Origin of the sequence: Nitrobacter winogradskyi Nb-255 (genome assembly GCF_000012725.1) — a bacterium.
In the GTDB taxonomy this organism is placed as follows: Bacteria; Pseudomonadota; Alphaproteobacteria; order Rhizobiales; family Xanthobacteraceae; genus Nitrobacter; species Nitrobacter winogradskyi.
The window spans coordinates 1951016-1965045 of sequence record NC_007406.1; the positions used below are offsets into that span (position 1 = coordinate 1951016).

The 14030-nt window shown below is 60.8% G+C and carries 13 protein-coding genes, 2 tRNA genes and 1 pseudogene; 11 read left to right on the forward strand and 5 right to left on the reverse strand.

All coding sequences use genetic code 11. From position 1 onward, the window contains the following. The first annotated feature begins 32 nt into the window (after positions 1 to 32). Positions 33 to 107: transfer RNA gene (locus NWI_RS09290), tRNA-Asn, on the forward strand. Between the two features lie 49 nt (positions 108 to 156). On the opposite strand, the pseudogene NWI_RS18240 reads toward NWI_RS09290, so the two are convergent. Then, positions 157 to 384: pseudogene (locus NWI_RS18240) on the reverse strand (hypothetical protein); the annotation flags it as partial. A 275-nt stretch (positions 385 to 659) separates the two neighbouring features. Between NWI_RS18240 and NWI_RS09295 the strand changes: the two are divergent. From NWI_RS09295 to NWI_RS09305, 3 genes are all read left to right on the forward strand, one after another. After that, positions 660 to 902, forward strand: a complete 243-nt coding sequence (locus tag NWI_RS09295; RefSeq protein WP_041344963.1) for a hypothetical protein — start codon at positions 660 to 662, stop codon at positions 900 to 902. Positions 903 to 1060: 158 nt separating this feature from the next. Further along, positions 1061 to 1294: a hypothetical protein gene (locus tag NWI_RS09300; RefSeq protein ID WP_011315039.1), complete on the forward strand. Its 234-nt coding sequence runs from the start codon at positions 1061 to 1063 to the stop codon at positions 1292 to 1294. Between the two features lie 92 nt (positions 1295 to 1386). Continuing rightward, positions 1387 to 1593: a hypothetical protein gene (locus NWI_RS09305; protein WP_041344964.1), complete on the forward strand. Its 207-nt coding sequence runs from the start codon at positions 1387 to 1389 to the stop codon at positions 1591 to 1593. Between the two features lie 75 nt (positions 1594 to 1668). On the opposite strand, the gene NWI_RS17950 is transcribed toward NWI_RS09305, so the two are convergent. Both NWI_RS17950 and glmU read right to left on the reverse strand, forming a co-directional pair. Continuing rightward, positions 1669 to 1845, reverse strand: coding sequence for a hypothetical protein (locus NWI_RS17950; protein WP_011315040.1), 177 nt, complete (start codon positions 1843 to 1845; stop codon positions 1669 to 1671). A 652-nt stretch (positions 1846 to 2497) separates the two neighbouring features. Continuing rightward, positions 2498 to 3856, reverse strand: coding sequence for a bifunctional UDP-N-acetylglucosamine diphosphorylase/glucosamine-1-phosphate N-acetyltransferase GlmU (gene glmU, locus NWI_RS09315; protein ID WP_011315041.1), 1359 nt, complete (start codon positions 3854 to 3856; stop codon positions 2498 to 2500). Positions 3857 to 4000: 144 nt separating this feature from the next. Between glmU and NWI_RS09320 the strand changes: the two genes are divergently transcribed. Both NWI_RS09320 and NWI_RS09325 read left to right on the forward strand, forming a co-directional pair. Continuing rightward, complete coding sequence (locus tag NWI_RS09320; RefSeq protein WP_011315042.1) at positions 4001 to 5269, forward strand: hypothetical protein; 1269 nt, start codon at positions 4001 to 4003, stop codon at positions 5267 to 5269. Between the two features lie 63 nt (positions 5270 to 5332). Further along, positions 5333 to 5713 carry a hypothetical protein gene (locus NWI_RS09325; protein WP_011315043.1) on the forward strand — a complete coding sequence of 127 codons (381 nt, stop codon included), beginning with the start codon at positions 5333 to 5335 and terminating at the stop codon, positions 5711 to 5713. On the opposite strand, the gene NWI_RS09330 is transcribed toward NWI_RS09325, so the two are convergent. After that, positions 5673 to 7271 carry a beta-1,6-glucan synthase gene (locus NWI_RS09330; protein ID WP_011315044.1) on the reverse strand — a complete coding sequence of 533 codons (1599 nt, stop codon included), beginning with the start codon at positions 7269 to 7271 and terminating at the stop codon, positions 5673 to 5675. The genes NWI_RS09325 and NWI_RS09330 overlap by 41 nt on opposite strands. Before the next feature lie 446 nt (positions 7272 to 7717). Here NWI_RS09330 and NWI_RS09335 point away from each other — a divergent pair, with 446 nt between their 5' ends. From NWI_RS09335 to NWI_RS09350, 4 genes are all read left to right on the forward strand, one after another. Continuing rightward, complete coding sequence (locus NWI_RS09335; RefSeq protein ID WP_011315045.1) at positions 7718 to 8290, forward strand: hypothetical protein; 573 nt, start codon at positions 7718 to 7720, stop codon at positions 8288 to 8290. A gap of 178 nt (positions 8291 to 8468) precedes the next feature. Continuing rightward, positions 8469 to 11138 carry a glycosyltransferase gene (locus NWI_RS09340; protein ID WP_011315046.1) on the forward strand — a complete coding sequence of 890 codons (2670 nt, stop codon included), beginning with the start codon at positions 8469 to 8471 and terminating at the stop codon, positions 11136 to 11138. 267 nt (positions 11139 to 11405) lie between these two features. Beyond that, positions 11406 to 11481 (forward strand) — tRNA-Lys (locus NWI_RS09345). A gap of 220 nt (positions 11482 to 11701) precedes the next feature. Further along, entirely contained in the window at positions 11702 to 11902 is a 201-nt protein-coding gene (locus tag NWI_RS09350) for a twin transmembrane helix small protein (RefSeq protein ID WP_041344966.1), read from the forward strand. Positions 11903 to 12113: 211 nt separating this feature from the next. Here the strand turns inward: NWI_RS09350 and NWI_RS09355 are convergent, their stop codons facing one another. After that, a complete protein-coding gene (locus NWI_RS09355; protein ID WP_011315048.1) occupies positions 12114 to 13259 on the reverse strand; it encodes a PcfJ domain-containing protein in 1146 nt (381 codons plus the stop codon). Between the two features lie 406 nt (positions 13260 to 13665). Here NWI_RS09355 and NWI_RS16965 point away from each other — a divergent pair, with 406 nt between their 5' ends. Next, a complete protein-coding gene (locus NWI_RS16965; protein ID WP_011315049.1) occupies positions 13666 to 14016 on the forward strand; it encodes a hypothetical protein in 351 nt (116 codons plus the stop codon). Positions 14017 to 14030: the final 14 nt, after the last annotated feature.

A 14030-nucleotide genomic window follows, 5' to 3' on the forward strand; every position in this document is an offset into this window, starting at 1 on the left:
GGCTGCCTCTCTGCGAAGCATGCTTCGCACGTTCCCTGGTAGCTCAGCGGTAGAGCATTCGACTGTTAATCGAATGGTCGCAGGTTCGAATCCTGCCCGGGGAGCCATTTTCATGAAAACGCAAGTTGAAGAAAGAAGCCGGCAAACATCACCCGCACTATAGTCGCGGCCCGTGGATGAAAGCCTGGCCCGCGCGAACCAGTTCGCCGGAAACTCGTCCCGGCAGTCGGTCAGATACTTGCCGCAGAACACGCCGAGTTCGAGCATCTGCTTCGGAGTAAGGTCGGGCCGGAATACCGGATCGAAGTTGCGGCCGGACGGCGCCGTCAATCGATAGCGATAGCCGCTTTGCATCCTGTCGTCGACGATGATGACACGGCCCATTCGGTCAGTTTAGCGCAAGAATCGAAACGGAATGACGCCTAACGCGCGTCATCAATGAAAATCCCGGCGTCTGTTCGAACGGCCACCCTATAGCCCTTCGTTTCCGATGGAACCAAAGAGAAATCCATGATCTTGATCTGGCGCGTTTTCTTGACGCGAACCCGTGTCCACGCCGCTCGAAAACGCTATAGCTTTCGTCGCGCAATTCAAAGCAAACAGGATCGCAGCAGGCAGGATTCAGGCTTGCTGCCGAACGGCGAGCAGAGGAGATTTTGATGGCGGAAGATAACTTTGAAGTCGAAACTGAAGGTTCTGCAATCGCTGCGTTTACGCTGGCTCAATTCGCGTTCTGGGGTCTGATCGAGAGCGGGGTTATCTCAACCGAGAAGGCGGCGGATATGCTGGAACAAGGCGTAACAGCGCTTTCCAAGGGAGATCTGGCCAATCGGAAGGCTTCGCAGATGTTGCAAACCATCCTCGATATGGTGCAGCGTAATCAAAGGTCGAGCGTGAACTGAGCCTTTTCGCTTTTGATGATGGAATCAGAAGCGAGGCTGTATGATTTTTTTGACGCGTTTTCTTCACGCGAACCGGTATCCACTTCGCTCGAAAACGCTATAGAGCAGGCCCGAGGACGCGCTTCGCCTGAAAACGCCATGAACCGCCGGTGAGCGTCATGTCATCAAATATTGAACCGCTGGCGCGAGCGATGGCGGAACGGATCTGCCGGTCTCACCTCATGAATGAAGCGGAAATCCCGGACTGGGTGGACCGCCACTGGGAGATCGCGGCGGCGATGCTGGAGTCCGGCGCCATGGACGAAATGGGCGAATGGCAACCCGGGCAGGACTGGCGACAGGGACTGGAAGCATACCGCGAACGGTTGGCCGCGAAGCACGACATCGGATAAAATCCAGCCCTGACCCCTCTCGACCCCCGTCCGGGAAAAGGGCATGATCGGGATCTGGACGCCTTTCCCTCCGTCCCATCCGAAGGTCTCCGATGGACGTATTCCCCGATCAACTGAGCATCGTCACGGTGAACGCTTCACGCCCTTTGATCCGGCCTGACGGTCGCTACGCAATAGAACTGGCGACCACAGAACTCGGCTCGATCGCGTTCGAGGTCGACGAGCAAGCGCTTTACGCCCTGCGCCAGGCCATAGGTGAAATCGAGACGGAAATGAAACGGAGACCCGGAAGAGCCTGATCCGACCGGCCGAGGTTGTCACCTCCTCGTGGAGGATACGGTTTTTCGATTTCCGTCTTCACCCGAAAGCCCCTGTCAGGCATTCGCGATCTTTTCGCCGTGCAGCGTCAGTTCCTGCTGCAAGACGCTGCCGGTATGGGTCTCCTTGTTACCTGTCTTCTGAACAGCCGCGATCAGCGCGTTGAGGCCCAGCAATGTTGCAATGATGAGAATGACCATCAAGACAGCTTTGATCTTCTTTTCGTTATCCATTTCGTTCTATTCCTCTCATGACAACCGGAAAGGTGCGCCGATCGAAACGGCGCGACCGTGCGTCTGATGATGTGCGGATGAATAGGCTGATCAGGGTCACTCTCGAACAGGTGAGGTCGCCGCAGCAGGTGTTCCAGACATTATGCTGTTTTCCGGTGCTTCGCGACGGGATTTTATCGCCTCGTGCGAAATCGTTGACCCGGGTTCCGCTTTCCCGCCCCTCTTGAGCACGTCACGACCATTCGACTTTGCGGCGTCCTTTTAACGGGCGCGCAACGTTTATACGGAAAGCTTCCCTATGGCGCTTCGGGCGAAGCATGTTCCGCGGGGCTTGCCCCCCGGGAAAACCATCGGTTCGCGTGAATATAAGTTACGGGGAGGACCATGGAACCGTGAGCGACACACGCGATGCCAGTGGCCGAACCGGGCCGCAACGATTCTCCCGCGCATCGACGCGGTCGCTTGCGCAAACGTCATCCCGCCTTGCCCATTGGCCGCCACCGTTCCGCGGCACGGCCACGAAGCCGAAGATCGTCCGCTATAAGCCGGATGAGAAACCACAGCGGGCAAAGCCTCGCGGCTGGCGCCTGACGCGAGCCATGTTCTCCGAATTCGAGGAAGAATGAATCTTCGGTCCGCCTCGGCTCCTTCTTCAGCCGGTCTTCTGTTTCCTGGCGAGCAGCTTCATCTCGCGGAATCTCTTTGCCCAGCCCTCGCGCAGGGTTTGCTGGCCTCGGCCGACCGCGAGCGCGTCATCCGGCACGTTTTTGGTGACGACCGAACCCGATCCTATGTAAGCCCCGGCGCCGATCCTGAGCGGCGCGACCAGTGAGGAGTTGGAGCCGACGAACGCCCCCTCGCCGATCTCGGTGCGGTGCTTATTGAAGCCGTCATAGTTGCAGGTGATGGTGCCCGCGCCGATGTTGGCTTTGGCCCCCACATGGGCATCGCCGATATACGTCAGGTGATTGACCTTGGCGCCGGCTTCGAGAACGGCGGCCTTGGTCTCGACGAAGTTCCCGATCCGCGCGCCATCGCCCACCGACGTTCCCGGCCGCAGGCGGGCATAGGGGCCGACGGAGGCGTTCCTGCCGATTGATGCCTGCACCAGGTGGGAGAATGCGTGAACCACCGCGCCGTCGGCGATCGTGACGCCCTGCCCGATGATGACGTAAGGCTCGATGGTCACGTCTCGGCCGAATGAGGTGTCGGCGGAAAGAAACACCGTTTCGGGGGCCACCATGGTCACGCCGGCGTCGAGCGCAGCCTTGCGCAGCCGCGCCTGCATGACCTGTTCGGCCTCGGCCAATTGAGCCTTGGTGTTGATGCCGCGCACTTCGTCCTCGCCGGTTTCGATCACCGCCGCCGTCAGACCCAGCTCGGCGACAAGGCCGACGGCGTCGGTGAGATAGTATTCACCCTTGCTGTTGGCGTTGCCGATCTTTTCAATGATCCGCAGCGCCGTCCTGCCGTCGAAGGCCATAACGCCGGCGTTGCAAAGCGTCATGCGGCGTTCTTCGGGGCTGGCGTCCGCGTCCTCGCGGATCGCTGTAAGCCGACCATCGGTCACGATCAGCCTGCCGTACCCCGCCGGATCGCGGGCATGAAAGCCGAGCACGGCCAGCGAGGCACCGGCCCGCAACGGCGCCCGCATCCTCGCGAACGTATCAGCCGAGATCAGCGGCGTGTCGCCGAAAGCGATCAGCAGATCGTCGGCGCCGCGGATGATGGCTTCCTTCGCCGCGAGGACAGCGTGTGCCGTTCCCAGGCGCTCGTCCTGGACGAACGTCATGACGTCCGGCCGCACCCGCTTCGCTTCATCGGCCACGGCCTGATGGCCGGGACCAATGACAACCGTCAGCGACGTTCCCGGACCGCCCGGCGCGGCCGCCAGCACATGCGACAACAGCGTCTGCCCCCCCACCGGATGCAGCACTTTAGGCAGAGAGGAGCGCATCCGTGTCCCCTCGCCCGCGGCCAGCACGATGGTCAGACAGTTCCGCCCGCTCATTCGAATCCTCATGGTTGGCGTATCAAACGTCGCCGTCATTAAGCTTTTTTCTCGAAGCTGAAAACCGGCCGGCTTCCCTGAGATCAGGCAGGTTTCCTGCTAACATTCCGCCATGATTCGGAACGGGGGTCCGGCATCATCATTATGGCGAAGAATCAGAACGGCTTAGCCGAAAGCACAGGGGCCGATGAAAGCAGCGGCCGGCCGGCCGGCTTTCTTGCCGATGAGGATGGATTCGACCGCCGCACCATATGGCGGCTCGGATCCTGGGGCGTCGGGTCCATCGGAGCCGTCATCGTCGCCCTCCTAGCATACAATTCCGGAGCCGCTCTCCGGTCTCGACCGCTCGCCGGTGCCGACCTCGCAAAGCCATCGCCGCAGTTGGAGATCGCGCAAGCGGCCGAGCGGAAAATCGAACGTCTTTCGTCCGCCATCGACACGTTGAACAGCGATCGCGAGCGGCTGTTCGCCCGTCTCGCCGTCCTTGAGCAAGGTTTCGAATCCGTCACCGGCTCCATAAGCCGGAAGGCGTCGCAGACCGACGCTATAGCAACGACCTCGACGCCGGCGGCCAGTGAGCCCTATCCGGTCAGAGAACCTGACTCACCGGGTCAAGACGCCTTGACAGCCGCAAATGCGTCCACGGATGCGCCACTCTCCGCACCGGCCGCTTTCATCACCACCGCCGCAGCGGCGGCGGTGAAGCCTCCGATCGCCGCTTCTTCTCCCGTAGCTGCATCACCGCCCGCGATAGCCGCACATGATCCCACCGCAACAATGCCTGGCGGACAGGGTGAAACGGTCACGCTCGGGACCGCGAAATCAGAGCTTGAAAAAAACCTTCACCACCACAAGGAGGCGCAGATCGTTGCCGCATCCATTCCCCCGATCGCTGATGCGCCGCAACCACCTTCCCCCGCTCAGGCATCGTCCTCTGAAACGGTGAAAGACACGAGCCCCGTCCCGGTGCCGCGCACCGAATTCGGCATCGATCTCGGAAGCGCCGCGTCGATCAAAGGTTTGCGAACGCTCTGGCAAAGCCTTCTGAAATCAGAGCCGAAGGAATTGACGTCGCTGCATCCGATCATCGTGCTGAAGGAAACCAGCAACGGCAACGGCATTCAGATGCGTCTGGTCGCCGGGCCGCTCACCGATGCGGCGACTGCCGCCAGGATCTGCGCGGTGCTGTCCGAGGACGGCCAAACCTGCGGCACCACCGTATTCGACGGCCAGCGCCTCGCCATGAACGAAGATGGCAAGGACAGCGCCGTTACCCCCGCGACAAAAAAACCTAAGACACCGCCTGCGTCGCGACGTCGGCCTGCCCGGAAATCGACGCGAGTCGAGGAGCCGGCACAGCCCCCGCCACCACCTCCGAGGCCGGCAGCATTCAGCCCATTCTTTTCACGCTGACTCCATCCGGCGGGGACCGGATTCCGGGTTGTCCGCTCTACCGATCCGGATCATATTCACGCGATGAAAAAAGACCCGTTCCGACTGACGCCTTATCAGGTGCAATGGCTGCTGATCGTGGGATTCCTGAGCGTCGGTTATGCGCTGTATCTGCGCTATCTCGCGATTGAATTATCGACGGTATCACTGGCGTGCGACTCCGGCCTGCAAACCATGCTCTGTCGGGGCCGGAGCGTCGCCACGTATCTGTTTCGCAATCAGGTCTTCGGAATCGCGGCGCTGGTCGTCGCGGTGCTGCATGTGATGCGGCCCTCGATCGTGCTTCTGACCGCGGGATTGAGCGCCGCCGGCTTTGGAATCGTACTTTACAATGCCGGTCTTTCGGGCCTCGCGATCGGCCTGCTTATCCTTGGGTTTGCGCGGCCCGCGCCCGCCACAGCGTGATCCCGAGCATAGCGTACACCACACAGGTCCAGAGCGACTGCCAGTTCTTCGGGCCTTCGTTAAATCCGATATAGACCGCCGCGATTATCAGCAGGCCGGCAAAAACCGATTCCGCGATGGGGCGAACGCCGGTGAGCGGACGATTGAGCCATGCCAGCGCCCAGCACGGCGCCACGGCCATTGACAACGCGGCAAAGGGAAAATCCCGGTACCGTGGATCGAAGACGAAGCCGAGCGCCGTCTCCGCCGCGATCAAGGTGGTCACGAGCAGCGTTATCCCCAGCATCACGGTCAGCACCGAGCCGGTGCGACCCGGGCGCGGGCCTATCAATTCGACGAATGTCGGCAGCGCGCGCCCCGACATCAGGGCGTTCGCACCCAGCAACGGAGCGATGACCCCCGCCGCCAGCAGCCCCCCCCAGCGCAGCGAGTTGCCGAGTCCGAAACTCTCGTAACACAGCTTGTCCGCGGCGACTCCGAGCAGGATTCCCGCCGTCGTGGCGGAAACCGCCACCGCGATCCAGGACATCCATCTCGGTTTCCAGGGCTTTCGCCGCAACGTCAGCATGGCGACCCCGAAGACAAGGACGCATAAACCCATCCCGGCGCCCATCTGGATTTTCCACAATGGGAAATTGCGAACGGGTTCGCCGGCCGGATATTTCAGTTCGCGCGGATCGACCCCGATCAGGCCCCAGTTGCCGCCGACCGTACCTTCAAGCTGGCGCTTCCAGGGCTGGTCATAGGCCTCGATCAGGTTGACGCGGAATTTCTCGCGTTTCGCCATGTCGAGAATTTCGGACACTACACGCGCCTGATTGGCGCGAGACGGCAGCGCGCCTTCCCGCATCCGACCGGCGCTCGGCCATCCGGTCTCGCCGATCAGGATCTCCTTGGCTGGAAACGACGCCGCGACCTGCTTGCGGATGGCGCCGACATGCGCCGCCGCGTTACGCGAGCGAATCGGAATATCCTCCCAGTAGGGAAGGATGTGGATGGTGACGAAATCGACCGCGTCATAGACCTCACGGCTGCGCAGCCAGTATTCCCAGACGTCCGCGTAGGTCACCGGCACCTTCACCTGCGACTTCACCAGCCGGATGTTCGCCGCGAGATCGGAGGCGGTCATTTCCCCGCGCAGCAAAACCTCGTTACCGACGACGAGCGCGGTGATGACGTTGGGATATTCCTTCGCAAGACCAATCGCGACATTGATCTGGGCCAGATTTTTCAACCGGTTGTTGCCAAGCCAGATGCCCTGGATGACCTTGAGGCCAACCTTCTCGGCGAGAGCGGGCAGCCGGTCGAGGCCGTTCTCGATCGAGTAGGTCCTGACGCAATTCGATATCTTCGCCAGCTGGGCAAGATCTTCGGCGATCTGCTCGGGCGCGATCTCGGTCGTGGCGACCAGCGGGGTCTGTTGCCCCCGGAACGGTGCATAGGACACGCATTCCAGCTTCGCCGCCGGATCGATCGGAGCCCGCGCAAGCCGGATCGGCGCGCCGAGCCACCACCATGCTGCCGCGATCAGACCTAGCGAAATGATGAGAAGCGCCATTGGCGTGCGAAATGAAATCGGCCCTATCCTCCGCTAGAACATTTTTGCTTCTGATCAATCAAAAGCAAAGCTCCAGATTGTTGTTTTAAGACGTTTTCTTCACGCGAACCGGTACCCGCTTCGCTCGAGAACGCGAGAGAGCCGTCCGATTAGCTTGTCGGGACCATCCTGCCAAGAGCCGCGGCCCGACCGCCACAATCATCGGGCCGCGTTTGTCCCTGATGCGATCAAACCTCTCATCCGCTGGACAAAATTCAGAATCTCCGTCATTTGGGAATCCTTGCGGACGAGTTTGACATTCGCGATCTGCTTGCGCGATCTGCCTGGCGACGCCTCGCGAGGGCGAATGATCAGAATCACGCGACCAGGGCGTCTCGCCGCATTGGGGACTAATTTGCCCGTCATTGCGGGTAGGTGGTGCGGCGGGCAAGAGTCGGGGGACTTTCATGCGTCGGATGCTGTTTGGATTCGAGAAAGCGTTGTGGCGTGGCCTTGCCGTTCCCGGCTTCGCCCTGCTGTTCGGCATCGGCGGAGCGATCGCGCAAAGCGGTGATCTGCGAGCCCAGGATCAAAACAAGCCGGCGGCGGAAAACGGGACAAACGGAGCTGATGGAGCCAAGGACAGCCAGCGTAAAACCGACGAGTTCGTCGAAGCCGCCCGCGTCATCAACGGTCCGGCGGGAAATCCGGAATGCGTCTGGCTCGGCCGCCGCGTGGTTGTCCTGATGTGGCGCGACGACCTGGATACGGCCTTCCGTCATCTTGATCTCTATGATCGCTTCGGATGCCCCGGCGGTCACGTTCAGGCGGCATTCCGTTGCCTGGTCCGGTTCGGACCCATCGACCCCAAGGCGCCCGATGCGCTGAGCGGGCGCGTTCATGCCTGCTGGATCAATCCGGACGCGCAACCATCCGGGCAGGACGCCGCGGCCTCACCGCCGGCGGCTCACTCCAGCCCAGCGCCCGCAACTCCGGCGCCGCAGCCGGCGCCCGCTCCACCCGTCCCGAAGAAAAAGTAACCGCCACTTCGCCAGAAACAGTTTCCGATTTTTGGGGATCACGCGGAACCGCCTTCAAAACGCCACGGCACCATACGAGTTGTTAATTATGTCGCAGAATTATGTCTGCTAATGTGTCGGTCGGGCCCAGGGGCAGGTCCGCGTTTCTGGCAGGCATGCCCCTTATGGTTTAGTCGCGATGCGCGCCGTCGTCGCCGTTTTTCTATTTGTGTCCGCCGCGCATGCCGCGCTCTGGGGAGTTCTTCAGGACAAGCAATCAGCCCCCGACTTCAAGGGGGTTCTGACCAGCCTGTCCTACGCACCCTTTGAAGGCGCCGCGCATCCTGACGTCGATAATATCCCGACCGTCGAGAAGATCCGGACCGACATGAAGGCGCTGGCGCCCCTGACCCGCGCCATCCGTCTGTATTCGTCGACCGGCGGCGTGGAGCTCGTGCCCCCCATCGCCAATGAATTCGGCCTCAAGGTCATGGTCGGCGCGTGGATCGACAAGTTCGTCGAGCGCAACGAGCGCGAGATGCTCGCCGCCATCGATCTCGCCAAGCACAACGGCAACGTCAACGGAATCGTCGTCGGCAACGAGACGATCTATCGCGGCGACCAGAAGGTTTCAGATCTCATCAAGCTCATTCAGCGCGTAAAAGGCTCCGTGAATGTGCCTGTTACGACGGGTGAAATCTGGAATATCTGGCTGGAGCATCCTGAACTCGCATCATCGGTCGACTTCATCGCCGCGCACATCCTGCCCTATTGGGAAGGCTTTTCGAGCAAGCAGGCCGTCGATCAGGCTCTCATCATCTATCAGAAATTGCGCGACGCCTTTCCCGGCAAGCGGATCGTGATCGCCGAGTTCGGCTGGCCGAGCGCCGGATATAATCTCCGGAACGCCGATCCCGGTCCTTTCCAGCAGGCGGCCACGCTTCGCAATTTTGTAACCAAGGCCCAGTCGATCGGCATGGAGTACAACATCGTCGAAGCCATCGACCAGCCCTGGAAGTTTTTCGAAGGCGGCGTGGGTCCCTACTGGGGTATCCTCAACGCGGATCGCGAGCCGAAGTTTTCGTGGAGCGGTCCCGTCGTCAATGAAGCTTACTGGAAGCTTGCCGGCATCGCCCTTTTGATCGGCATCCTGCTGTCGCTGCCCATCCTGCGGCTTGTCCGCCCCACGCCGATGCAGACCCTGCTGCTGTCGGTTGCCGCCAACGGCGTCGGCGCCTGGGTCGCGACGGTCTTCGCCTACTGGACCACGCATTACTTCGTTTTCGGTTCGGCTCTCGCGCTGGCGCTCGGATTGACTCTGCTTGTCCCGTTGATCCTGATCGCGATGGCGCGCATCGAGGAGATCGCGACCGTGGCGTTCGGCGAGCGCCCGCGGCGGTTGATTACCAGAGAGGCGGCGGCGGCCGCCCAGGCGGCCAGCGACGCGCCGCTGCCCAAGGTCTCGATTCACGTGCCGGCTTATTTCGAGCCGCCCGAAATGCTCAAGCAGACGCTCGACGCAGTCGCGCGCCTCGACTATCCGAATTTCGAATGCGTCGTGATCATCAACAACACGCCCGATCCCGCCTTCTGGCAACCCATTCAGGATCACTGCCGCGCGCTGGGCGAACGATTCAAGTTCATCAACGCCGAAAAGGTCGAGGGCTTCAAGGCGGGGGCGCTGCGCATCGCCATGGAGCGCACCGCCGCCGACGCCGAGATCATCGGCGTCATCGATGCCGACTATGTGGTGCAGCCCGACTGGTTGAAGGACTTGGTGCCGGCGTTCAACGATCCCGGCGTCGGCCTGGTTCAGGCGCCGCAGGATCACCGCGACGGCGACCGCTCGTTGATGCACTACATCATGAACGGGGAGTATGCCGGCTTCTTCGATATCGGCATGGTCCAGCGCAACGAGACCAACGCGATCATCGTCCATGGCACGATGTGCCTGATCCGCCGCGCCGCGATGGACATGGCGGGCGGCTGGGCCGGAGACACGATTTGCGAGGACACCGATCTCGGCCTTGCTATCGCGCAGCATGGCTGGGTCACACACTACACCAACACCCGTTACGGCTACGGCCTGCTCCCCGACACGTATGAAGCCTTCAAGAAGCAGCGTCATCGCTGGGCCTATGGCGGCTTCCAGATCGTCAAGAAACACTGGCGGCGCTTTCTGCCGGGCGCGAGCCGCCTGTCGCCAGACCAGAAGCGCGAATTCACCCTGGGATGGCTCAACTGGCTCGGCGCCGAAAGCCTTGGCGTGGTGGTTGCGATCCTGAACCTGATCTGGGTGCCGATCGTCGCCTTCGCCGACATCGCCATCCCCGACAAGATCCTGACATTGCCCATCATCGCCGCATTCGTCGTGTCGCTGCTCCATTTTCTTACGCTGTACCGCCTTCGCGTACCGATAAAAACGGCGCAGATGCTGGGAGCGATGGTCGCGGCCATGTCCGTGCAGTGGACCGTGTCCCGCGCGGTGGCGCAGGGGCTCATCACGGAACACCTCGCCTTCGCGCGGACATCGAAGGGCGGACTGTCGCGGATGTCGATCGAGTTTCAGGCTTTCTGGGAGGCGGTGATCGGCGTTCTCCTGCTGGTTGGAGCGGCGGTGTTGATCGCATCCAACCAGTACAAGGAAGTCACCGAGATCTACATCTTCGCGGGCGTGCTCGTGCTCCAGAGCCTGCCGTTCCTGTCGGCCGTCGCCATCGCCATCCTTGAGATGTCACGCATCAACCAGTTTTCATTCTGGCGCAATGCGCGAATCCGCAGCGCCGAACTGATCGGGCTGCGGCCCGCTCCGATGGCAACAGGCACGTCGTCTCCCGTCGGCTCCGAGATTCAGCGCGAAACAACCTGATCCGGCCACCAACGCCGTTCCCAGACTGCTGGAGAGCTTTGTCGCCAAGTCTGTTTCAACTGCGTTGAATCAGACTCCAGCCTTAACTTTTGATCGAGTATGATCTTGTCCAAAAACCGGTCTCCACTTTGCGCTGGCGCGGCCCTTCGGGTCGGGATCATGCTCTAAGGCTCGGATTCGGATGAGTAAATTGTGATATACGTTGTCCTGTGCCGACACCGGCGCTATTGACCGGCACGGACTGGCCCCCTACACAGCGCGGCATGTGAGCGCGTAGCTCAGTTGGTAGAGCACGTGACTTTTAATCATGGGGTCGAGGGTTCGAGTCCCTCCGCGCTCACCACCAGAACATGGGTTTCCCGGATTTCGTCGGAACGCCCGACGCCAAAAAAGCGAGAGCCCGATCGCATCGGCGGCCTGTTTTCCAGCAGTTGGGCGACGCAAGCAGGCGGCACGCTAGGGCCTTTCTCGTCGAGAAGAAGCCACCCTTCCGCTGGAACCCCTCCCCTCCCGCGCAGTTAGCCAGACTGATCAAACCAGCAGCACGAGACTGAGACATCGGAATGACAGAATTCCTGCGTCAGGTTTTGGTGCCGATCGCGGTGGCATCGGTCGCGGCGGTGCTGATACTTGGCCTCGTCAACATGATACGCGGCGGCAATCCCTGGCGCTCGCAATACCTGATGCAAACGCGGGTTGTGTTGCAGTTCGTCGCGATCGTTATGGTCATGATGGCCGTTTGGTCGATGATGGGCCGGCAATAGATCGTTCACGCCCTCGGGAACCATATGCCTCTCGGCGCATTGCCCGTGCCGGACGGCCCTTGGCCGGGTACCGTCCGACTTCACTCGATCTGGCCCGCCTCCCCTCGGATGGCGGGCCCTTTGTGATTTATCAGGATGTGATTTATCCCGGATTCAGGCCCGTTCAATAAACACGCCATCGGAACGAACAACCCCGATCGGCACTAACCGCTCAACTGGCGGCTGCGGTATCCTCGTTCAGGCCCAAGATAAACGCCTGTATCACTTTCTCAACGTCCGGCGAGACGTCGGCATTGCACGGCCCCTTGGTCTGGATAAGCTTGTAAGGCGAACGCTTGCGGGCGGGCAGCTGAAGAAACTCACCCGACGCAAGCAGGAATCCTGACTTGCTGATCTCGAAGGTCGCGACGCGCTGGCTGTCCTTGCGCACCGAAAAAATCCGGCTGAACCCGCGTATGACATTTCCCGCGTAGCTCGCCACGCAATGATGCATGTCCGCGCCCTCGGCATGAAGCGCCGCGCCTGACTGAAGCGCTACAATTTCGTACCCATCGATGATCCTCCTGCGCGGGAGATCTCCATAATCGATGACATCGTTCCATCCGATCTTGTGGGTCAGAAGGTACGCCTTCTCGCTGCTGGCCCGTGCGAGTTCATCGTGCCACTCGATCGCCGCCCGGTACGCGCGCTCATAACTCCAGCGCCGATTGAACCCGTCGATATGAAAGGCCGCATAATCCGCAACGGCCGAAGCCTGATCCAGAAGGCCACCCGCCGCGCTCGCCCCGTGTTCGCCCATCGCGCGCACCGCCCATTCAAAGAGGGCCTTGGCGCTCTGCTGACGGCGGCACATCGTCTCGGACCACTCACCGAGCGCGCGCAACCAGTTGTGCTGCTTGCGGATCGCGGTGGGGATCGCCTGCGCCAGTGGCGAGGGCGGGATATCGCACAGGTTCTGAATGATCTGATATTCGGTCGGACCGGCGCGAAACGCCTGCCCCTTGAGCGCGCGTAACGGGCGGATAAGTCCATAGGACTTCAGAAGATCGCGCAATTTCGGGCGATCCTGGATGGCCGCGTGCCAGTCCTGCTGGACAAATTCCCGTTCGCTCGGACGGAAACATTCCATGCCCTGCGCCGCCGCGACGACAAGGACCGGAGCCTGCCTCAGATAGTCGATCGCGAACGGCTCGACCACGACCATGCTCACAGCGGCGATCGCAAGCGGCTTTACCGCGTACATACTCTCGGCTTCACGCGCGCAAGCCTGAACCCACGGCTCATCCCGCAGCAGACCCGTTGCCGCGAATTCGGGAGCCAGCCACTGCAGCAGGCCTCTCTGTGCATCATCCTTCATGCGAGGACCTTGAGCATCGCAACCAGAAGCCCCTGACCTTCCACTCGGCCTGCTGACCGGTCAAATATATTCTCTCCTTCAAAGCAACACCGTGGCCGCCGGTTGAGACAAGCCGGTATTTTTATAGATCAGTTTTTCCTCGCCGGATCTGGTTATTGATCAGGAGCCCCGAAATCGGATAAACTTGGAAAGGATAACACCGCAAACGTGGCGAGTTCCCGGAAGATTGTGGGATTTAGCTTGTAGTATGTTGAATTATTTAGTGATTTGCTAATATCGACCGAGTCGTTATCGGTGCGCAGAGTGATCCGGTGGAAGCCTATCGGCCTCCGGCCGGTCTTATCGCTAATTTCGGACACAATCTCCCGGAATAACGCGGCAAGCAAGAAAATCGAGGAACTTGTTCATGCACCGCGCTAACACTTATGCTATTCTTTTTTCAGGTGTTCTGAGTGCGGGCTTGGCTTCACCGGCGCTTGCCGGGAACACCTATGACGGGCTTTGGAATGTTAGGATCGTCACCAAGACGGGCAATTGCGACCCGGTGGCGCAGTATCCTCTGACGGTTATCAACGGCAAGGTAACAGCCGGAAATTCTGACATTACCGGCAGCGTCGGAAGCCAAGGCTACGTGAAGGTATCAATCCGTGGAGCTTACGCCAATGGGCAGCTCAACGGCAACGTCGGATCGGGTAAATGGAACGGAGCGTCCGGAGGAATTCCTTGTAGTGGCCGGTGGGAAGCTTCGCGTCAGTGAATAATGGGATGATA